Origin of the sequence: Litoreibacter roseus (genome assembly GCF_009811795.1) — a bacterium.
GTDB classification, from domain to species: Bacteria; Pseudomonadota; Alphaproteobacteria; order Rhodobacterales; family Rhodobacteraceae; genus Litoreibacter; species Litoreibacter roseus.
Genome location: NZ_BLJE01000002.1, coordinates 787,382 through 805,387, shown reverse-complemented (window position 1 = coordinate 805,387; position 18,006 = coordinate 787,382). Strand labels below are relative to the sequence as shown.

26 protein-coding genes are annotated in these 18,006 nt (G+C 57.2%); 8 read left to right on the top strand and 18 right to left on the bottom strand.

Annotated elements, in window-relative coordinates:
• Nucleotides 1-214 precede the first annotated feature (214 nt).
• The 3 genes from KIN_RS10950 to rplO all read right to left on the bottom strand — a co-directional run bounded on the left by KIN_RS10950 (nt 215) and on the right by rplO (nt 2,806).
• A complete protein-coding gene (locus KIN_RS10950; protein WP_159806829.1) occupies nt 215-859 on the bottom strand; it encodes an adenylate kinase in 645 nt (214 codons plus the stop codon).
• Entirely contained in the window at nt 856-2,211 is a 1,356-nt protein-coding gene (gene secY / locus KIN_RS10945) for a preprotein translocase subunit SecY (protein WP_159806827.1), read from the bottom strand. Before secY ends, KIN_RS10950 begins: the two co-directional genes overlap by 4 nt.
• A 121-nt stretch (nt 2,212-2,332) precedes the next feature.
• Complete coding sequence (rplO, locus tag KIN_RS10940) at nt 2,333-2,806, bottom strand: 50S ribosomal protein L15 (protein ID WP_159806825.1); 474 nt, start codon at nt 2,804-2,806, stop codon at nt 2,333-2,335.
• 510 nt (nt 2,807-3,316) lie between these two features.
• Here rplO and KIN_RS10935 point away from each other — a divergent pair.
• A complete protein-coding gene (locus KIN_RS10935; protein WP_159806823.1) occupies nt 3,317-3,658 on the top strand; it encodes a hypothetical protein in 342 nt (113 codons plus the stop codon).
• Nucleotides 3,659-3,729: 71 nt separating this feature from the next.
• On the opposite strand, the gene rpmD is transcribed toward KIN_RS10935, so the two are convergent.
• The 12 genes from rpmD to KIN_RS10875 form a co-directional block, all read right to left on the bottom strand.
• Nucleotides 3,730-3,918 (bottom strand): 50S ribosomal protein L30, encoded by a 189-nt coding sequence (gene rpmD / locus KIN_RS10930; RefSeq protein WP_159806821.1) that lies wholly within the window; start codon nt 3,916-3,918, stop codon nt 3,730-3,732.
• Nucleotides 3,919-3,930: 12 nt separating this feature from the next.
• Nucleotides 3,931-4,515, bottom strand: coding sequence for a 30S ribosomal protein S5 (gene rpsE, locus KIN_RS10925; protein WP_159806819.1), 585 nt, complete (start codon nt 4,513-4,515; stop codon nt 3,931-3,933).
• A 12-nt stretch (nt 4,516-4,527) separates the two neighbouring features.
• Nucleotides 4,528-4,887, bottom strand: a complete 360-nt coding sequence (gene rplR / locus KIN_RS10920) for a 50S ribosomal protein L18 (RefSeq protein WP_159806817.1) — start codon at nt 4,885-4,887, stop codon at nt 4,528-4,530.
• Nucleotides 4,888-4,898: 11 nt separating this feature from the next.
• On the bottom strand, nt 4,899-5,432 hold the full coding sequence (rplF, locus tag KIN_RS10915) for a 50S ribosomal protein L6 (RefSeq protein WP_159806815.1): 534 nt from the start codon (nt 5,430-5,432) through the stop codon (nt 4,899-4,901).
• 12 nt (nt 5,433-5,444) lie between these two features.
• A complete protein-coding gene (rpsH, locus tag KIN_RS10910) occupies nt 5,445-5,837 on the bottom strand; it encodes a 30S ribosomal protein S8 (RefSeq protein WP_159806813.1) in 393 nt (130 codons plus the stop codon).
• 12 nt (nt 5,838-5,849) lie between these two features.
• Nucleotides 5,850-6,155 carry a 30S ribosomal protein S14 gene (gene rpsN / locus KIN_RS10905; RefSeq protein ID WP_159806811.1) on the bottom strand — a complete coding sequence of 102 codons (306 nt, stop codon included), beginning with the start codon at nt 6,153-6,155 and terminating at the stop codon, nt 5,850-5,852.
• Nucleotides 6,156-6,176: 21 nt separating this feature from the next.
• Nucleotides 6,177-6,740, bottom strand: coding sequence for a 50S ribosomal protein L5 (gene rplE, locus KIN_RS10900; protein WP_159806809.1), 564 nt, complete (start codon nt 6,738-6,740; stop codon nt 6,177-6,179).
• Entirely contained in the window at nt 6,740-7,045 is a 306-nt protein-coding gene (gene rplX, locus KIN_RS10895; RefSeq protein WP_159806807.1) for a 50S ribosomal protein L24, read from the bottom strand. Before rplX ends, rplE begins: the two co-directional genes overlap by 1 nt.
• 1 nt (nt 7,046) lies before the next feature.
• On the bottom strand, nt 7,047-7,415 hold the full coding sequence (gene rplN / locus KIN_RS10890; protein ID WP_159806805.1) for a 50S ribosomal protein L14: 369 nt from the start codon (nt 7,413-7,415) through the stop codon (nt 7,047-7,049).
• 70 nt (nt 7,416-7,485) lie between these two features.
• A complete protein-coding gene (gene rpsQ / locus KIN_RS10885; protein WP_159806803.1) occupies nt 7,486-7,716 on the bottom strand; it encodes a 30S ribosomal protein S17 in 231 nt (76 codons plus the stop codon).
• A 1-nt stretch (nt 7,717) separates the two neighbouring features.
• A complete protein-coding gene (gene rpmC, locus KIN_RS10880; RefSeq protein WP_159806801.1) occupies nt 7,718-7,924 on the bottom strand; it encodes a 50S ribosomal protein L29 in 207 nt (68 codons plus the stop codon).
• 352 nt (nt 7,925-8,276) lie between these two features.
• The gene (locus tag KIN_RS10875) at nt 8,277-9,170 is read right to left on the bottom strand and encodes a LysR family transcriptional regulator (protein ID WP_159806799.1); all 894 of its coding nucleotides are present in this window, start codon (nt 9,168-9,170) and stop codon (nt 8,277-8,279) included.
• Nucleotides 9,171-9,277: 107 nt separating this feature from the next.
• Between KIN_RS10875 and KIN_RS10870 the strand changes: the two genes are divergently transcribed.
• Both KIN_RS10870 and KIN_RS10865 read left to right on the top strand, forming a co-directional pair.
• Nucleotides 9,278-9,904 carry a carboxymuconolactone decarboxylase family protein gene (locus KIN_RS10870; RefSeq protein ID WP_159806797.1) on the top strand — a complete coding sequence of 209 codons (627 nt, stop codon included), beginning with the start codon at nt 9,278-9,280 and terminating at the stop codon, nt 9,902-9,904.
• A gap of 56 nt (nt 9,905-9,960) precedes the next feature.
• On the top strand, nt 9,961-10,197 hold the full coding sequence (locus KIN_RS10865) for a YgaP family membrane protein (protein WP_159806795.1): 237 nt from the start codon (nt 9,961-9,963) through the stop codon (nt 10,195-10,197).
• A gap of 77 nt (nt 10,198-10,274) precedes the next feature.
• Here KIN_RS10865 and KIN_RS10860 read toward each other — a convergent pair whose 3' ends face one another.
• Nucleotides 10,275-10,964 (bottom strand): alpha-ketoglutarate-dependent dioxygenase AlkB family protein, encoded by a 690-nt coding sequence (locus KIN_RS10860; RefSeq protein ID WP_207710127.1) that lies wholly within the window; start codon nt 10,962-10,964, stop codon nt 10,275-10,277.
• 244 nt (nt 10,965-11,208) lie between these two features.
• Nucleotides 11,209-11,658 carry a MarR family winged helix-turn-helix transcriptional regulator gene (locus KIN_RS10855; protein ID WP_159806793.1) on the bottom strand — a complete coding sequence of 150 codons (450 nt, stop codon included), beginning with the start codon at nt 11,656-11,658 and terminating at the stop codon, nt 11,209-11,211.
• Nucleotides 11,659-11,888: 230 nt separating this feature from the next.
• Between KIN_RS10855 and KIN_RS10850 the strand changes: the two genes are divergently transcribed.
• From KIN_RS10850 to KIN_RS10830, 5 genes are all read left to right on the top strand, one after another.
• Entirely contained in the window at nt 11,889-12,242 is a 354-nt protein-coding gene (locus tag KIN_RS10850; RefSeq protein ID WP_159806791.1) for a DUF1428 domain-containing protein, read from the top strand.
• A gap of 34 nt (nt 12,243-12,276) precedes the next feature.
• Nucleotides 12,277-12,459: a hypothetical protein gene (locus KIN_RS10845; protein ID WP_159806789.1), complete on the top strand. Its 183-nt coding sequence runs from the start codon at nt 12,277-12,279 to the stop codon at nt 12,457-12,459.
• 366 nt (nt 12,460-12,825) lie between these two features.
• Nucleotides 12,826-13,560 carry a c-type cytochrome gene (locus tag KIN_RS10840; RefSeq protein ID WP_159806787.1) on the top strand — a complete coding sequence of 245 codons (735 nt, stop codon included), beginning with the start codon at nt 12,826-12,828 and terminating at the stop codon, nt 13,558-13,560.
• Between the two features lie 6 nt (nt 13,561-13,566).
• The gene (locus KIN_RS10835) at nt 13,567-14,355 is read left to right on the top strand and encodes a carboxypeptidase regulatory-like domain-containing protein (RefSeq protein ID WP_159806785.1); all 789 of its coding nucleotides are present in this window, start codon (nt 13,567-13,569) and stop codon (nt 14,353-14,355) included.
• Nucleotides 14,356-14,375: 20 nt separating this feature from the next.
• Nucleotides 14,376-15,863, top strand: coding sequence for a cytochrome c peroxidase (locus tag KIN_RS10830; protein WP_159806784.1), 1,488 nt, complete (start codon nt 14,376-14,378; stop codon nt 15,861-15,863).
• 328 nt (nt 15,864-16,191) lie between these two features.
• Here the strand turns inward: KIN_RS10830 and KIN_RS10825 are convergent, their stop codons facing one another.
• The gene (locus tag KIN_RS10825; RefSeq protein ID WP_159806782.1) at nt 16,192-17,988 is read right to left on the bottom strand and encodes a TniQ family protein; all 1,797 of its coding nucleotides are present in this window, start codon (nt 17,986-17,988) and stop codon (nt 16,192-16,194) included.
• Nucleotides 17,989-18,006: the final 18 nt, after the last annotated feature.

The window sequence follows — 18,006 nt, the reverse complement described above, 5'->3', positions numbered from 1 at the left end:
TTCCTTCTCAGTTGCGGTTCCGTCGTTCCAGAACCTTTTTTCACAACGTGAAGCCCGAAGGTTTTTTGACCGACGGGCTTGGTTTATTTCGGTTGCGCGGGGCCGGGTAGCTTCACCGGCTGGAGCGCGACTCTCAGTCTTACGAGATGGCGTGATGTATGACCGAATCGCGGTGGCGTCAAGGGCTGTCAAGGCTGACGACGCCTGTGGCGGATTAACCGTTCAAAACTGCCGAGATTTCGCCTGCGACGGCGTCGATTTCGCCCAGTCCGTTGATGGCGGACAGATCACCCTTGGCATAGTAATAGCCGATCAGCGGTGAGGTCTTTTTGTAGTATTCCATCAGCCGCGTGCGCAGGCTTTCTTCGTTGTCATCGGCACGGCGTTTGAACTCGGTGCCGCCGCAATTGGTACACTTCCCATCACTCGGGATCGGCTTGGTCAGATCGTTGTAGACCTCACCGCAGCTGCCACAGGTCGACCGTGCTGTGATCCGGGCCACGAGCGCATCGTCGTCCACGCGCATTTCGATCACGGCGTCGAGCTTTGTGTCGTATTTTTCCAGAAGCGCACCCAGAGCATCCGCTTGTGCCAAGGTCCGGGGGAAGCCGTCGAAGATGAACCCGCCACCATGGGGGCCGCTCAGTTTTTCCTCGATCAGGCCGATCACGATCTCGTCGGTGACAAGTTCGCCTGCGTCCATGATCGCGGCAACCTTCTCGCCCATCTCGGTGCCGGAGGTGCGGGCTTCGCGCAGCATGTCACCGGTGGACAGTTGCGTCATGTTCCGATCGTCCACAAGCTTGCGCGCTTGTGTACCTTTGCCCGCGCCGGGCGGGCCAAGGAGTATGATGTTCATCTGCGTGCTGTCCCTCTTTTGCCTCGCTTCTTACCGCGAAGCTGGGATTTTTCGATCAGACCTTCGTATTGGTGGGCCAGCATATGGCTTTGCACCTGCTGGATCGTGTCCATCGTCACCGACACGATAATAAGCACCGATGTCCCGCCGAAGTAGAACGGAATGGCCAGCTGCGCACGCAGGATCTCGGGCAAGAGACACACTGCCGCCAGATAGCCGGACCCCAAGACGAGCACGCGGTTGACGACGTATTCCAGATACTCCGCCGTCCGCTGGCCGGGGCGGATACCCGGAATAAAGCCGTTCTGGTTCTTCAGGTTGTCGGCCACGTCATCGGGTTTGAACGACACGTTGAACGTGTAGAAATACGCGAAGAACACGATCATGGCTGTGAAGAACAACAGATAAAGCGGCTGGCCGGGGCCAAAATACGCAAGGATCGTCGCCATCACAGGGCCCGTCTGGTTGCCCGAGAACGTGCTGAGCGTTGTTGGCAGCAGCAGCAGTGACGAGGCGAAGATGGCGGGGATCACGCCCGACGGGTTGACCTTGACCGGCAGGTGGCTGGAGCCACCGTCATAGACCTTCATGCCGACCTGACGGCGCGGGTACTGAATGTGGATCTTGCGCAGCGCGCGTTCCATGAACACCACGAAGGTGATCGTGGCGATGACCACCACCAAGACACCGATGATGACCGCAGGGCTGAGCGCGCCGGAGCGGCCTTGGGCGAAGAACTGTGCCAGTGCCGCCGGAACTTCGGCGATGATGCCTACGAAGATGATCAGCGAGATGCCGTTGCCGATGCCGCGCGCAGTGATCTGTTCACCCAGCCACATCAGGAACATCGTGCCACCCACAAGGGTGATCACGCAGGAAATCCGGAAGAACCAGCCCGGATCGGTGACCAGACCGCCGCTTTCGAGACCCGCGGCCAGGCCGTAGCCCTGCAGCGTGGCCAAAAACACCGTGCCGTAGCGGGTGTATTGGTTGATCTTCTTGCGGCCCTGCTCACCCTCTTTCTTCAGCTGTTCCAGCTGGGGAACCATCGCCGTCATCAACTGCACGATGATCGAGGCCGAGATATAGGGCATGATCCCGAGCGCGAAGAGGCCCATCCGCCCGATCGCGCCGCCAGTGAACATGTTCAGAATACCGCCCACTCCCGTGGACAGCTGGTCCACGAAGTTGCGCAGCGCATCGGCGTCGATGCCCGGAACGGGAATGTAGGTGCCAAGCCGGTAGACGATCAGAAGGCCGATGGTGAAAAGGATGCGCTGTCTCAGCTCGGTGGCCTTCCCGAAGGCGGACCAGCTCATGTTTTGCGCCATTTGCTCGGCTGCGGATGCCATAGTCGGACTATTCCTTGTCTGTTTCAGCGTCTTCTAGCACACGCGCCGCGACATGGGATCCCCATTCGCGGCGCGGAAACACTGGAGTTATGTAAGAGGGTGCAGGCCCTCTCACAAGTCGTTATTCAGCTGCAGCCGCTTGCGCGACGGTCAGAGAGCCGCCCGCTTTCTCGACAGCCTCAACGGCAGATTTCGACGCGCCGGTGACGTTCAGGGTCACTTTTGCGGAAAACTCACCCTTGGCCAGCACCCGAACACCGTCGAGTTTGCGGCGCACGAGGCCACATTCGATCAGCGCGTCCTCGGTGATGTCGGATTTCGCGTCGAGCTTCTTGTCGTCGATGAATTTCTGGATCAGGCCCAGATTGACGACGGCAAATTTCTTGCGGTTCGGCTTGTTGAATCCACGCTTTGGCAGGCGCATGTAAAGCGGCATCTGCCCGCCTTCGTACCCGTTCAGCGCCACACCGGAGCGGGACTTCTGACCTTTGATACCACGACCGGCAGTTTTACCCTTGCCGGAGCCCGGGCCACGGCCCACGCGTTTTTTCGTCTTCGTTGCGCCGGGATTGTCGCGCAGTTCATTCAGTTTCATATCGCTTCTCCATTGGCCGGAAGTGCCCCATGAAGCGAAAGGGGGCAAACGCGGCATTTCTTGGTTTTGAGTCGTGGTTTTGGTGGGCCACCGGGGGCGTATATGTGTTCGCGCGCTGTGGCGCAAGAGGTATGGCGTTCTTGGATCAAACAGGTTGAAAACTTCGAGCCGTTAACCCTTTAGCATATTGACGGTCGAAGGCTCATTTTTGAATATCTGAATTTTTAAGGTGGCTGTTATGACGTATCATGAGGCTATTGGCACAGACTTGGACAAATTGGTTAGGCAGTTCCAAGAGGATCAACGAAAAGGTAGAATTAGCGGGTGCGCAGGACCACCGGTGGGCTGTGGTAAAAACGGAAGCATCACTCGTCAAATCGCCGAATTTGAAGAGACGAAAGATCTGGAGTCAGCCATCAAGATTGCCTGTTGGTCCCGAAAGATAGACGGTAAAAAACATCCACACCAATTTCGTGTGCCAAACAAGTCCTATGTGAACTAGCAGGGTCGTTGGTTGAGAAGTCCAAAGAAATTGCAAGTCTGAAGGACTTCGACGAACTTTACGAACTTGTCAGGCCCATCAAGGATCGCATCCATGGCGTTGGCCCGCTTCTGCACTATGACGTGTGTTTGCGTATTGCGACTGGATTTCTCGAAGTTAAACCGGAACTCATTTACGTCCACGCGGGTGCCAAGGAAGGCGCACGTGCACTGGGCTTGAACACTTCCAATGGGAAACTGAAAAAAGACGATTTTCCGGCTGAAGTGAAGCGCCTTGACTCAGCTGAAGACATCGAGGTTTTCCTCTGCGTTAAAAAAGATGCGCTGAAAGCTCTGCGCTATAATAGCTAAACTGAAAACACCCCGCGATGGCTCGCGAGGCGTTTGATCTTTTGCGGGATGGGCGGTGCGCCCAGCCGGGTTTACCCGCGCTCTTCGATGATTTCGACGAGGTGGGAGATGCTGTTGACCATGCCGCGGACGGAGGGGGTGTCCTCCAGCTCGCGGGTCTTGTGCATCTTGTTCAGGCCCAGGCCGATCAGCGTGGCACGCTGCTTTTCCGGGCGGCGGATCGGGGAGCCGATCTGCTTTACAACAATCGTTTTAGCCATTGGTCATATCCCTCAAGCGTCTGCCGGTTGCATGTCGGCGGGGCTGTCCGTTGGAGCAGCCACGTCCTGCTTGGGCAGAATGTCAGCGACCTTCTTGCCCCGGCGTTGTGCGACCATGCGCGGGCTCGCCTCGTTGGCCAGACCGTTCAGCGTTGCACGGATCATATTATAGGGGTTCTGGGAGCCGATGGACTTGGCCACCACGTCCTGAACGCCCAACATCTCGAACACGGCCCGCATTGGACCACCGGCGATGATGCCCGTACCTTGCGGTGCGGTGCGCATCACGACCTTGCCCGCGCCGTGACGGCCCGCCACATCGTGGTGCAGCGTGCGGCCCTCGCGCAGAGGCACACGGACCATCTGACGCTTGGCTTGCTCGGTTGCCTTGCGGATCGCCTCGGGCACTTCTTTCGCCTTGCCCTTGCCGAAGCCGACACGGCCTTTCTGGTCACCCACAACCACGAGTGCGGCAAAGCCGAAGCGCTTACCACCCTTCACGGTCTTGGACACCCGGTTGATTGCCACCAGACGATCTGCAAATTCAGGAGTTTCGTCCCGATCGCGCCGTCCCCGGTTTCCTGGTTCTCTTGCCATCTTGCGTTCTCCTTAAATCTTCAGACCGCCTTCACGGGCAGCTTCGGCCAGAGCCTTCACCTTCCCGTGAAAGAGGAACCCACCGCGGTCAAAATAGGCCTCGGTCACGCCGGCTTTCTTGGCGCGTTCCGCAATTGCGGTGCCTACTTTGCTTGCAGCTTCGACATTGTTTTTGCCCACAACGCCCAGATCTTTCTCAAGCGTGGAGGCTGAAGCGAGCGTTGTGCCCGCCACGTCGTCGATCAGCTGCACGCTGATGTTTTTGTTCGAACGGTGCACGGACAGACGAACGCGCCCGGCGTTCACTTTCCGCAGTTTGTTCCGGACGCGCAGGCGGCGCTTCAAGAACAGATCTCTTTTGCTGTTTGCCATCTGACTGGTCCTTACTTCTTCTTGCCTTCCTTGCGGAAGATATACTCGTCTTTGTACTTGATGCCTTTGCCCTTGTAGGGCTCTGGCTTCCGCCACGCGCGAATGTTCGCGGCTACCTGACCGACAAGCTGCTCATCATTGCCTTCGACGATGATTTCCGTCTGCTTGGGGGCCGTCACGGTGACGCCCTCCGGCACCTGAAAGTCCACGTCGTGGCTAAGGCCGAGGTTCAGCCGCAAGGTGTTGCCCTGCATCTGCGCCCGGTAGCCCACGCCGCTGATCTCAAGCTCTTTCTTGAAACCTTCTGTCACGCCGGTCACCAGATTGGCGACCATGGTGCGGGACATGCCCCATTGCTGACGCGCGCGCTTGGATTTGCCGCGCGGCTCAACGGTGACGGTGTTGTCTGCCACGGAGATCGTGACATCGTCGGTTGCGGTGAAGCTGCGGGTGCCTTTTGGCCCCTTCACTTCAACGGTCTGACCGGAGACACTTGCCTCCACGCCCGAGGGCAGATCGACCGGTTTTTTACCAATTCGAGACATACCAAGGGCTCCTTAGAAGACCGTGCAAAGCACTTCGCCGCCAACATTGTTGGAGCGTGCGTTTGCGTCCGACATCACACCTTTTGGCGTGCTGACAATCGACACACCCAGGCCCTGACGGACGGTTGGGATGTCTTTGACGCCCATGTAGACGCGGCGACCGGGCTTGGAGACCCGCTTAAGCTCACGAATGACGGGGGTGCCTTCGTAGTATTTCAGCTCGATCATCAGGGCGGGGTGACCGTCTTTCCCTGTGATCTTCTCGTAGCCGCGGATGTAGCCTTCGTCGGCCAGCACATCCAGAACCCATGCCCGCAGTTTGGACGCCGGTGTTTCCACCGTGGCCTTGCCGCGCAACTGGGAGTTACGGATCCGGGTGAGCATATCAGCGATAGGATCGTTCATTGCATGCCCTCCTTACCAGCTTGACTTGACCATGCCGGGGATCTGGCCAAAGGAGCCCAGTTCCCGCAGAGCAATCCGGCTGACCTTCAGCTTACGGTAGTAAGCGTGGGGACGACCGGTGAGCTGGCAACGGTTGTGCAGACGTGTCGCCGAGGAATTCCGCGGCAGTTCGGCCAGTTTCAGACGCGCCTTGAAGCGCTCTTCCATTGGCTTGTCCTTGTCATTTGCGATTTCGAGCAGAGCAGCACGTTTGGCGGCGTATTTCTTCACCAGACGTTCCCGCTTCTTCTCGCGTTCGATCATTGCTTTCTTAGCCATGTCTTAGGTCCTTCCCGCGGATCAGCTGTTGAAGGGCATGTTGAAGGCTTTCAACAGGCTCTTGGCTTCCGCGTCGGTGGGTGCGGTGGTGCAGATTACGATGTCGAGGCCCCATGGCTCGTCAATCTTGTCGAAGTCGATTTCCGGAAACACGATGTGCTCTTTCAGGCCCATGGCGTAGTTGCCGCGACCGTCGAAGGATTTGCCGGACACACCGCGGAAGTCCCGGATGCGCGGCATTGCGATGGTGATCAGGCGATCCATGAATTCGTACATCCGGTCACCGCGCAGGGTCACTTTCGCACCCAACGGCATGTCTTCCCGAACCCGGAAGCCCGCAATGGACTTCTTGGCCCGTGTGACCATGGCCTTCTGACCTGCGATCGCTGTCAGATCAGCGGCGGCACTCGCGGCCTTCTTGCTGTCTTTGACGGATTCAGCACCAGCGCCGATGTTCAGGACAACTTTGTCCAGGCGCGGGATCTGCATGTCGTTTTTGTAGCTGAATTCCTCTTTCATGGCAGCGCGGATGCTGTCCTTGTAGAGGCTCTTCAGACGCGGGGTGTAGTTTGCTGTGTCGAGCATCAGATCACGTCCCCTGTTGTCTTGGCAAAGCGCACTTTCTTGTCGCCGTCCATTTTGAAGCCAACGCGGGTTGCCTTGCCGTTCTTGTCGAGCAGCGCGAGGTTGCTGAGTTGGATCGGCATCGCCTTTGGCTGACGGCCACCCTGGCTGTTCTGGGATTGCTTCACGTGGCGGATCGCAACGTTGATCCCATCCACAACGGCTTTTCCGGCGGCGGGCATCACTTCGGTGATCTCACCCTGCTTGCCCTTGTCCTTGCCGGACAGCACGACGACCTTGTCGCCTTTTTTGAGTTTGGCAGCCATCTTACAGCACCTCCGGGGCGAGCGAGATGATTTTCATGAAGTTCTTCGCCCGCAACTCACGCACAACCGGGCCAAAGATACGTGTCCCCATTGGCTCGTTGTTGTTGTTGAGGATCACAGCCGCGTTCCGGTCAAACCGGATGGCCGTGCCGTCTTCGCGACGGACTTCTTTGGCGGTGCGTACGACGACGGCCTTGCGGACGTCGCCTTTTTTCACGCGACCGCGTGGGATGGCTTCCTTGACCGAGACGACAATGATGTCGCCGACGGATGCGTATTTACGCTTGGAACCACCCAGAACCTTGATGCACTGAACACGGCGTGCGCCGCTGTTGTCAGCAACATCCAGATTGGTCTGCATCTGGATCATTTGGTTTCTCCCGACCTTTGGGGACCAGCTTGGCCAGCCCCAGGGTTTCGATAAAACCGGGTGTGAGCGCCTAGCTGGCGATCACCTCCCAGCGTTTGGTCTTCGACTTCGGCGCACATTCCTGAATGCGGACTTTGTCACCGACGTTGAATTGGTTGGTCTCGTCGTGAGCCCGATATTTCTTGGACTTCCGGACGGTCTTCTGAAGCAGCGGGTGCTTGAAGCGACGCTCGACCGAAACGGTAACGGTCTGGGCGTTCTGGTTGCTGGTGACAACACCTTGAAGGATACGTTTGGGCATATCAGTTGTCCCCCGCGGCGGCTTTCGCCTTTTCGTTCAGAATGGTTTTGACACGGGCTGCGTCCCGGCGGACCGAGCGCATGCGTGCCGTGTTTTCAAGTTGACCCGTCGCCTGTTGGAAGCGCAGGTTAAACGCTTCTTTCTTCAGGCTTGCCAGCTCTTCATTCAACTGGTCCGCGGTCTTATCGCGAAGCTCTTGGGCGTTCATCGCCATTTCCTTTCAACATCACCAGAGGGCCCCTGTGCCAGATGGCAGCGGGTCACCCTGATTCCAGTGGAGTACGTGAGTGAAGCTGCCGTATAGAGGCGCCGCCTTTTCAACGCAAGCCTTATTCAGCGTTGTTTTTCAGGCGGGCATCGGACAGTCGGCCGCGGCGCAGGCTTCGCACCCAAAGGGTATGTCAGGCCAGAAGAATAAAGCTTCGGGTCAGGTGTAGGTCGGCCTCGGCGTCGGACGGGATGGTCCGAGGGCTGGGGCGCGTTGGCGACGCTACGGAACCCCATCGCGCCAAGATTTGCGACATCTTCCACGGTCAGTGCCATATGCCGCGGCTCTGGCCTTAGCCTGCACCCGCTGATCCGCCAATGAAATCCGAGCGGGCAACGATCTGTTCGGCGAGGAATTTGGCGAACACGCGCACGCGCTCCATCCGGCGCAGATCGGGGTGGGTCAGAAGCCATCCGGGGTACGAGTTGGTCGAAGTCGCACCCGGTACGCGGATGATGCCGTCCATCACATCACCCATCATGCAGGGAAGCGAGGCCATTCCGAACCCCGCCACCGCAGCCCGAGCATGCAGGTTCAGATCCGGCATGCGCCAGTCCGTCGGTGCCTCCGGGAAGTTTGCCGTGCGCGCCCTGAGGGACAGCGGACCGTCTTCGTGCCAGCCGATCCATGCGGGATCTATCGGGGTCTCGCCATCCCAATGGGCGGCGATGTAATCCGGTGAGGCGTAGACCGTCTCCCGGAACTCAGGCAGGCGTCGGCCCACAAGATGATCGTCGGGTTTTTCGGAAAAGCGAATGGCGAGATCCGCGTCGCGGCGGGACAGATCTGCCTGCCCGAAGGTCGAATGCAGTTCGATCGTGATCAGCGGATACTTGTCCCGGAACTGCTCAAGCATCGGCAGCAAGAGATATTCCGTTACTGGCGGCGGGGCGGTCAGCCGGATATCGCCCTGAAGCCGGATGTCATTGCCGACGACGAAGCGCTCAAGCTCCATCATTTCAGCTTCAATCTGTTGAGCCCGCGCCAGGATCCGGGCGCCCGAGGCATTGGGAATGAACCCGTCCGGCGTCCGGTCAAACAGCTTGGTTCCAAAGCGCTCTTCCATTGCTGTCAGCCTGCGGGACACGGTTGAGTGGCTGACCTTCAGACGCTCGCCCGCGGCGCGTGCGGTGCCAGCCCGTTCCAGCGCCAGAAAGATCTGAAGGTCGTTCCAATCGTTCTGCATCGCATCCTCCTGGTGCATTTGTGAGCCACGCCACCCGCAAAATTGCATATTTTGGTTTATTTTCGCGCAACCTAACGTCGACTTGCAACCCAAATCAGGAGTGTCTGATGACCACCCCGACATACACCGAACGCAATTTTCCGATCCACACGGCCGAGACCGCGCCCGAGGCATCGAAAACACCCATGATCTGGTACGCCGAGACCTTCGGAATGGTCCCCAACCTCGCCGGTATTCTGGCGGAGAGCCCCGCATTGCTGACCTCTTACTGGCAGACCCAGAACAATCTGCTGAGCAATGCTGCGTTGACGTCGCAGGAGATCAATGTCGTCCAGACCAGCGTGGCCCATGCGAATGCATGCCAATACTGCGTGGCCGGTCACACCGCTTTCGGGAAGATGGACGTCTTCGGCAACACCGACGAGCAACTGAATGCGGTGCGGCACGACAAGCCCTTCGAAGACGCCAAGATGGACGCGCTGCGCGACTTCACCCTGTTGGTTCTGCGCAATCAGGGTCGGATGGCGTCCAGTCAGTTGCAAAGCTTCATCGACGCCGGGTTCTCGCGTCAGGCAGCTTTGGATGTCGTGGCCTGCGTCGCCGCCAAGGTGATGTCGAACTATGCAAACCAGATCGCGCTGACGCCCGTTGACGAGGCTTTCGCGCCGCTGACAGCAGATCTGCCCTACCGGGAAGAGCGGGTCGCGCGTCCAAAATCCGTTACGGCGGAATAACCCCAGCGGGCTGGGACGGGTCCCAGCCCCCCCCTTTTAAAAAGGAGCATCTTCAAATGCAGATTTCCCGTCTTTTCACCTACAGCTTTGATCCGAATGTCGGCCCCTATGACCGCATCTTTCGGATACTGTCCGGCCTCGCGCTGGTCTTCTTTGCCCTCGCAGGCCCGGTCGCGATGCCCGGATGGCTGGTCGCAGCGCTGATTGTCTTTGGTTTGGCATGGCTGATGACCGGCGCGCTGAGCCGTTGCGGCATGTATTACATGCTCGGCCTCTCGACCCGGAAAGGTTGACTTTAGAAACACAGGAACGCCCAGTGCAAAACTTCGCGCATTGCGCTGTAGGAGCACGATCCCCAAAGAGAACGCTGTCAGGTTCTTTCGTCAATCGTCCGGAATGTCAGATTGATCCGGGCGTCGTGCACGCGCTTTGTGGGCGGCAGACGGTGCAGCCAGTGGGATTGCGTTTCGTCCTTCATCACGAGAAGCGCGCCGTGTTCAAGTGTCCGGGAAACTGTCTGCCCGGTGCGCTTGTGCTTGAACGCAAATTTGCGCGCGGCGCCTAGGCTCAACGAGCCAATCGCACCGTTGCGCTTCAGATCCCTTTCCCCATCGCTATGCCAAGCCATCCCCTCGCTGCCGTCGTGATAAAGGTTGAGAAGACATGAGTTGAACCGCTCGCCGCAGTGGTTCTCGACCAGCGACTTCAGTTTCAAAAGATCCGGTGTCCAGAGATGAGCTGTCTTGGTCAGCTTGGAATAGGTGTAGGAAAACGGCTTGTCGGCATACCAGGCGACCTTTCTCTTGGTGACGATTTTCTTGCCGAAAATCATCGCCTCGTCGTTCTGCCAGTCAATGCTCTGCAACAGCAGATCAAAGTACCGATCCGCTGTCGCGAGATCCATCATCGGACCGTAATAATGCACCGTCCCATCTTGCGGCAGAAGGTTGTCCGGCACCTGATCCGCGGTCTCGAACAGGTTCATGACCGATGCGTCCGCCTTGGACGCGGATCGCCAGCTTCGGAAATACGGTCCCGGTCTTTCATCGTCCAACCTCATCAGCGTGTGCAACTGGTCTTGAAGGTAGGGCGTAGCGCGAAAAACTCAGCCCGAATTATGCGCAAAGCGCCGTTTGTTATCGACCTGCTTGGCTGCCGGGCGCGGTGGGACGCCCGACGTGCTGAAGATCATTCACCGCACTTGAAGAACGATCTTACCGGTGTAGTCCTTTTCATCGGTGACGCGTTTCTGTCTTTCAAGGCGAAGACCTTGGAGACCGGCGACTTCATCTCGATGCGCCCGATCAAGTGCCAAAAGACAGCGCCATCAGATCCGCTTTCAATAACGTATTGTCGTCACGTCCAAGGACCTTGTCGACATCGTCATGGGTCTTTCGCCAAATCGGCACCGCCAAGACAAGCAGGTCCCGACCCGCGTCGGTCAATGCAATGCGTCGGCTTCGTCTGTCCTCATGGTCCGGTTTCATCGCCAGCAATCCGCGCCGCTCTAGGGGCTTTAGGTTTGCTGTCATTGTCGTGCGATCCATCGCCAGAAAATGAGCCAGTTCCCCCACCCGGGGCGGTTCCGGCCGGTTTAAGGACACTAAAAGTGAATATTGCCCGTGGGTCAGACCAACCGGGCGCAGGGCCTCGTCAAAGCGCCGGCCAATGGCGCGGGCGGCACGTTGCAGGTGCAGACAAAGACACCTGTCTCGTACTTCATGCGTCACTGTAAGCGGCAAGTCGGATCTCATCAAAGCTCATTACGTTGACATCAACGTATTTGTCAATTTAAATACAAGACGAAAACGATTCCTCTCGTGCGGGATTGTATGGACATCGGCATCAACCTGTTTGGCGCGTCGGATGCCCATTTTGGCAAGCGACACCCAGAAGATGGGACAAGTCGTGTTTCAAATAAACAAAATCGGCAGTGTCGTTTCAGCCGAAGGATTTGCAGGCGCTTAAAACAAGGGACATCACCATGTCTTATATCACCGTCGCCATTTACGCCGTACCTACAGCGAAGAAGGACGAGTTTATCGCGCATTCAAAGGAACTGACGCCTCTCTTTACCAAACACGGCGCTCTGGCGGCCATCGACGCTTGGGGCGACGATGTTCCTGAGGGGGAGACAACGTCCTTTCCGATGGCAGTCAAATGCGGAGCAGATGAGACGGTTGCCTATTCCCACGTGATCTGGCCAGACAAGGAAACCCATGACGCGAACATGTCGAACGTCATGACGGCGATGCAGCAAGCAACTGAAGACAACCCCATGCCCTTCGATGGCAAACGAATGATTTTCGCCAGCTTTCAGCAGGTGGTCGAGGCGTAGTGCTGCCAGCGGTCCAAAACTACGGAACGAAGCCATGCCAGAACCGGACCTGACGATCCTCGTATGTAAGACAAAAGGCGCGTTTCTTCTTCGTCCGGACAAAGACAACAGGCACAGGTCAATCGACGGGCCTTTCTGTGACGGTTGGCCGATCAGTCACATGGTCGGCGATCCGGAAACCGGCGTCATGTGGGCCGGGGACAATGGTGAGACCTAGGATGTCTTGCGGAACGGGCTGCCACTTCATGGTGCGCGCCAAGCCATGGCAAGCGATGATTGCGATCTCGCTGGCATCTATCTTGGCGTGAACAGCGGATGAGTTTTTGCGAGTCACAATGAAGGCATTGAAGTGTTCTGCCCAAAGCAGTGACCGTTGGGACCTAAGCAGCGCGAAAACGCCGCTTTCTCCGCGATATTAGGTGGTTAACCAAAAAAAACCGCAAGAACTCCACGGGCTGAATGTTGCAAAATATGCAAGAGTCATTGTTTATTTATTGATTAAAAAATAGTCATTAATCAAACAAGCGCCCATAAAAAGCCCTAAATTGTTGCGACACAAGATACAGTCAACTGGATCTGTAACATGTGTATCTTTAAAAAGTCCGCCCTCCTTATTGGGTTTGTGCTTGCAACCAGCCACTCGGTTCTTGCGCAGCAGGTCACAGTTGACCCGAGCTTGTTCACGGAAGGTACAGCGCTTTACCTAGAGCATTGTTCGGTCTGTCACGGGATAGAGGGTGACGGAAAAGGGCCCTTGGCCACGGGATTTTCCCCCCGGCCAAGGGATCTCACCAAGAGCAGTTTCAAGTTTCGATCAACGGGGGTTGGCGAGTTCCCGACCCAGAGCGATCTTCTGGACACACTCAACCGCGGTGTCAGCGGATCATATGGTTCGTCGATGCCGTCCTTTGACTTCCTGAACGAACGTGAGCTTTTGGCGCTGGTCGAGGTCGTGCGCTACGTGTCGGGCATTGACCAATTCGGGGTAGCAGTTGCCCCACCCCCTCGCCCCGTGAATGTGGACATGGACCATGCACAAGAACTCTACCGCGAGCTGAGTTGTGCCGGATGCCATGGCTATGACGGAAACGGTCAAGGTGATCTTGCGGTTGGCCTGCTTGATGATGACGGGCTGCCGATCAAGCCTGCGAACTTTCGAACAGGTCACTTCAAGGGGGGCGCTGATCCGGAAAACATCTGGATGAGGATTTACACCGGGATGAGCGGCACACCCATGCCCGCGTTCGGTCGCAACACATCGGCCGCAGATATCTGGGCCGTCACAGAATACGTAATCAAGTTGAGTAACGAGGAGTAAGAACTGATGCTGTTGAACAGACGTTCTTTGATGCTGGGCGCCGCTGCAGGTCTTGGAAGTATAGCCGCAAAGTCGCAATTCGGGACGGCATACGCGCAAGGCCTGGGCAGCGCGAACGCGCTAAAATACGAGGCCGTAGATGCAATTCCCAATGCGGGACGCTTCCACGGCAAGCTTGCGTATTCCGGCCCCCCTGTCGAACCTATCGAAATGCGGGTCACGAAGGACTCGTCCATTTGCGGTGAGGGTGTCCGGTCCGTTCAACCCCTGAGGGTGGCGGAAGACGGCGGGTTGGCCGATGCCGTGGTTCAGATCAGAGGGATCACCCGCGGCAAGCCATGGCAGCCCGTTTTCGATACGACGAAGATCTATCAGATTGATTGCAGCTTCCAGCCGTTCGTTCAGATCGGCAAGAACACTGCGGATGCTGAAATCTTCAATTTCGATCCAATCCTGCACAACATACATGCATATGAGGTGCACAGCGGCATCCGCCGAGCGATGTTCAATTTCTCGCAACCCAAGGCGGGACAGGTCGACTTCATTCCCCTGCGTCTGCGCCGGGGGCACCTCGTCACGATCGACTGCAATGCACACAACTGGATGGCGGCCTGGGTCTACACATCGCCAAGCCCCTACATCGCGGTGACGACGGTCGAAGGTCGTTTCGAGATCAACGACATTCCACCGGGGAATTACGAGGTCGTTGCCTGGCACCCGGTTCTTGGTGAGCGCACGGGTGCCTTAACGATCGGCCCGAATGACGACCTCGGGTTCAATCTCGTGTTGTCATGACCAGTAAAGGAGTTCTGCAGATGTCTACCCGCACCTTATCCATTGCCTTTGCCCTGACGGCCATCGGCACCCACGCGCACGCCGCCGAGCCGCTACAGGCCTTGGACAGTGCAGGCCTCAAGCAGGCTGATCCGGCGGTTGTCGAACTCGGCCATATGCTGTTCTTTGATCCGCGGTTGTCCGGTGACGCCTCGACGGCCTGCTCTGATTGCCATGACCCTAACTATGGGTGGAGCGACGGGTCAGAACTGGCACGCGGCTATCCCGGAACAAAGCACTGGCGCAACTCCCAAACAGTTGTGAACATGGGCTTTATGACCGAAGGTTTCCATTGGGATTCCGGACTGGCATCCTTGTCAGATCAGGTCCATGACGCCATGGGCGCCGGGTTCGTCGCGAACATAGACACGGTCCTCGCCGAAGAACGTCTGCGCCAGATCCCGGAATATGTGGAACGGTTCGGCAGTATTTGGGGCGAGGCCCCCAGTCAGGACAAGATCGCGGATGCCATCGCCGCCTACGAACAATCCCTGATCTCGGATGACAGCCCGTTTGATCTGCATATGTCCGGCCAGTCAAATGCGATGTCCGCCGCCGCCTTGCGGGGGATGGCGTTGTTCGATGGGAAGGCAAATTGCTCTAGCTGCCACAATGGTGCGCTGATCAGCGACCAGAAGTTCTACAATACAAGTGTTCCCCCGAACGTGGGTCTCTCGGAAGAGCCGCTGCGGCAGGTCACCTTCCGCTACCTGATGCGGCTCAAAGGGTTGGAGCCAGCCGTATACGAGGCGCTGGATCGCGATCCGGGCCGCTATCTGGCGACACAGAATCCGGACGATCTTGGGATGTTCCGCACCCCGCCCCTGCGCTACCTCAAATATACTGCGCCCTACATGCATAACGGCATTTTCTACTCCCTCGACGAGGTCGTCGAATTCTACAATATCGGCGGGACGCAGGATGTGTTCGGCACGAAATCTCCGTTGATCAAGCCACTGGGTTTGACACGGGATGAGAAAAACGACCTTGTGGCATTTCTGGAAAGCCTGTCCGGGTCGGAACTGACCGCCGACGTGCCGGCGCTTCCTGACTACGAGGTCCAGTCCTTCCCGGCCTCAAATCTGCAAATCACGGCAGCCAGTCTGAAAGGCGGCACGGCTCTGGCCCCGCGTAAAGCTGTGGCGGAGCCAGCGCAATCGACGGGCTCCCTGGATCTAACACCAGCCGTTCAGACCGAATCCTCCGGCCTGTTGGTGATGGCGCCGAAAGATGCGGGAGCGACCGCTTCCGCCATAACGGTAACGGTCCCGGCAGAACCTGGAACACGGGTCGTCACAATTGGTGGCCAGCGATTTGTAACCGTCCAACCTGGCGATACCTTGGGCACACTGGCCAAGCTGATCTATGGTGACGGGCGGCAGTACCAAAAGCTCTTCAACGCAAACCGCGACAAGATGAGCAATCCGAATGCTCTGGTCACCGGAATGCGTCTCAGGGTGCCGGACTAGCGATAGGTCCACGACGGGCTGGCGCCCGGACATCGGTTCGCCAGCTCAATGCGTTTGATCCTGCCGGCGCATCTCTTACATCCCGCTTGGGAGGCTCTCTTAAGATGCGACAGCATCCAGATAGTGAGACGGAAATAACGCGTTAAATATGTGGCGTCCGGCGTGAATTAGAGTCTGGCGAATTTATAAGCCTTTGATGTAAATGCGTAAATTTTCTAGCGGCCATTTAGAAATGCAACTTTGTCCGGGCAAGACTGCAACTTGGGTGCGATGCAGGCACAAAAAAACCGCCAGTGGCGGTGCAGAAATTCGGCCATTTTGACCCGCGTTAGACGGTGAGAATCACGGCCGCGCGATAAATGGGCAGGCCGTCACCTTCAGGTGCACGCACAATACCACCATTTGAAATTCCGGCTCGAACGGCATTTTCGCTGATGCCGAGCCGAGCAGCAGCTGTCCTGACGGTTTGAAAATCATCCAAGAAAGCGGCGAGATCAGGCGGATCGACAAGTACCGCCCTCCGGCCAGTACTGCTCTTTCGGCCCGTGAATGCGAGCAAGAGATCGCGCGCGATCAGCTTTTTGACTTGCGTGTATTGGAGACCAAGCCTGTCCCTCAAATCCTCGATAGTCAGGCCAGTTTTCGAAAACGACGCGAGTTTTGATTTGAGCTCGACCGGATAAATAACGATCCCAGCAAGTCCTTTGCCCTGGTGCGTCCAGGCGGCGGATTTCAAATGCCCGTCCATCAGCAGATTTATGACCGTCGATGTCGCGCACGATACCTCAAAACAAGCTTTCGGGATGGAGGCGAATTCAGCGGAGCGGCACGCGGGGTTTGGATGCACGTGCCGCTGAACTCTGGCCATTAGCGTGTCGAGATCGGCCGTGTCGAACCTCGGCTTAACGTAAACCTGAGATTTGATAGGGCTCAGAATTCCATCTTGGACAAGGCTACCGAAGGCCTTCACCCCAAGGCCCAAGCGACTGGCCGCTGCCTTCGTCTTCAGGCTACTGTGCAGGCGTAGGATATGAGTCCGCCAGAAATAGAACTGACTGTTGACATGCCGTTGTGCTGGGATGCCGCTACTTGGCAGGTAACCATCCGTCATGAGCACATTTCTAGTCCACGAAACTGAACGGCCGGTTAGACGAGAGAGCTTCCTGAGCTGCAGATCGACGGTGCGGGAAACGGGAGGGGCGCTGGCGACTGTGTACAAGCAATAATCGCCTTGGGCGTCGCACATGTCTTTCATTTGACTGCGAAACACAGAGCGCTCAGGGGGAGAATGGCTTGGAATGGCCCAGTTATAAAGCCAAGTCTTGCCAAGTCGTACACCATGCTTGCCTAACGCCACGTCGACAGCGACATGCAGTGCGTTCCTTCCTGACTTCATCACATCGTACCCAGCGTCGATCATTTGAAACTGCGCATGTTCATCGAAGTCGTTGAGCCGACCTGAACCGGTCTCCAAAAAAAGCCCAAGGCCCAGACACCAACGTTCGAGTACGTCTACTTGGATCTCGCCTAACCAAGGGCATATCGGCTGGTTGAGCAGGATTTGGCCCAGTACAGCGCGCTCAAAATTACTGGAAGGTTGCCTTTTTAGTATAGTAGCTAAGCTACCAAGCCAACCGTATGTCAGCTTGCAACGCAACAGGTGGTCGTAACAGGACGTGTAGTCCTTGTAGGGCAGTTCGATGAGCCAGACATCATGACGGATGCAGGTCCGAACGGAACGTGGAAGCCAGGCGCTGTTCAACGCAAGCTGATAGGACTGGGAACCACGCGTTTCGCGCTGTTCCAACCAACACTGAGGGCAAATTGACAAATCTGCTTTTCGCAATGACCGTGTGAGCAGCTTGTTGCCGTTGATGACGGAGGTTTTTCTATCCAACTGCCGTGGGCTATTGCTTTGCAGGTGCTCCGGGTCTGACCCCGTCAATTTCGCCAGTGCGCACAGTTGCTCCGGGTCTCCAGCACAGATCAACGCCTTGTTTAGTCCAGTCGCGGCGCAAAACTCCTTTATTGTGCGAGACGCATTTGCGGCTGTATTGCGGGCGAGTATTGAGAATCCCGGTTCAGCGGCTGACGCCGTTAGCCTGATCGGCAAAATTTCTATCATGTTACTGCTCGTTTTTGG

Bases quoted from the DNA above. Each gene is read 5' to 3' on its own strand.
- KIN_RS10830 (WP_159806784.1), top strand. From the start codon at position 14,376: ATGTCTACCCGCACCTTATCCATTGCCTTTGCCCTGACGGCCATCGGC.
- rpmD (WP_159806821.1), bottom strand. From the start codon at position 3,918: ATGGCTAAAACGATTGTTGTAAAGCAGATCGGCTCCCCGATCCGCCGC.
- KIN_RS10845 (WP_159806789.1), top strand. From the start codon at position 12,277: ATGCCAGAACCGGACCTGACGATCCTCGTATGTAAGACAAAAGGCGCG.
- rplF (WP_159806815.1), bottom strand. From the start codon at position 5,432: ATGTCTCGAATTGGTAAAAAACCGGTCGATCTGCCCTCGGGCGTGGAG.
- KIN_RS10950 (WP_159806829.1), bottom strand. From the start codon at position 859: ATGAACATCATACTCCTTGGCCCGCCCGGCGCGGGCAAAGGTACACAA.
- KIN_RS10860 (WP_207710127.1), bottom strand. From the start codon at position 10,964: ATGAGGTTGGACGATGAAAGACCGGGACCGTATTTCCGAAGCTGGCGA.
- secY (WP_159806827.1), bottom strand. From the start codon at position 2,211: ATGGCATCCGCAGCCGAGCAAATGGCGCAAAACATGAGCTGGTCCGCC.
- KIN_RS10870 (WP_159806797.1), top strand. From the start codon at position 9,278: ATGACCACCCCGACATACACCGAACGCAATTTTCCGATCCACACGGCC.
- rpsQ (WP_159806803.1), bottom strand. From the start codon at position 7,716: ATGCCCAAACGTATCCTTCAAGGTGTTGTCACCAGCAACCAGAACGCC.
- rplX (WP_159806807.1), bottom strand. From the start codon at position 7,045: ATGGCTGCCAAACTCAAAAAAGGCGACAAGGTCGTCGTGCTGTCCGGC.
- rpmC (WP_159806801.1), bottom strand. From the start codon at position 7,924: ATGAACGCCCAAGAGCTTCGCGATAAGACCGCGGACCAGTTGAATGAA.
- KIN_RS10875 (WP_159806799.1), bottom strand. From the start codon at position 9,170: ATGCAGAACGATTGGAACGACCTTCAGATCTTTCTGGCGCTGGAACGG.
- KIN_RS10850 (WP_159806791.1), top strand. From the start codon at position 11,889: ATGTCTTATATCACCGTCGCCATTTACGCCGTACCTACAGCGAAGAAG.
- KIN_RS10840 (WP_159806787.1), top strand. From the start codon at position 12,826: ATGTGTATCTTTAAAAAGTCCGCCCTCCTTATTGGGTTTGTGCTTGCA.
- rpsH (WP_159806813.1), bottom strand. From the start codon at position 5,837: ATGAACGATCCTATCGCTGATATGCTCACCCGGATCCGTAACTCCCAG.
- KIN_RS10825 (WP_159806782.1), bottom strand. From the start codon at position 17,988: ATGATAGAAATTTTGCCGATCAGGCTAACGGCGTCAGCCGCTGAACCG.
- rplR (WP_159806817.1), bottom strand. From the start codon at position 4,887: ATGGCAAACAGCAAAAGAGATCTGTTCTTGAAGCGCCGCCTGCGCGTC.
- KIN_RS10865 (WP_159806795.1), top strand. From the start codon at position 9,961: ATGCAGATTTCCCGTCTTTTCACCTACAGCTTTGATCCGAATGTCGGC.
- rplO (WP_159806825.1), bottom strand. From the start codon at position 2,806: ATGAAACTGAATGAACTGCGCGACAATCCCGGCGCAACGAAGACGAAA.
- rpsN (WP_159806811.1), bottom strand. From the start codon at position 6,155: ATGGCTAAGAAAGCAATGATCGAACGCGAGAAGAAGCGGGAACGTCTG.
- KIN_RS10855 (WP_159806793.1), bottom strand. From the start codon at position 11,658: ATGAGATCCGACTTGCCGCTTACAGTGACGCATGAAGTACGAGACAGG.
- rplN (WP_159806805.1), bottom strand. From the start codon at position 7,415: ATGATCCAGATGCAGACCAATCTGGATGTTGCTGACAACAGCGGCGCA.
- rpsE (WP_159806819.1), bottom strand. From the start codon at position 4,515: ATGGCAAGAGAACCAGGAAACCGGGGACGGCGCGATCGGGACGAAACT.
- rplE (WP_159806809.1), bottom strand. From the start codon at position 6,740: ATGCTCGACACAGCAAACTACACCCCGCGTCTGAAGAGCCTCTACAAG.
- KIN_RS10835 (WP_159806785.1), top strand. From the start codon at position 13,567: ATGCTGTTGAACAGACGTTCTTTGATGCTGGGCGCCGCTGCAGGTCTT.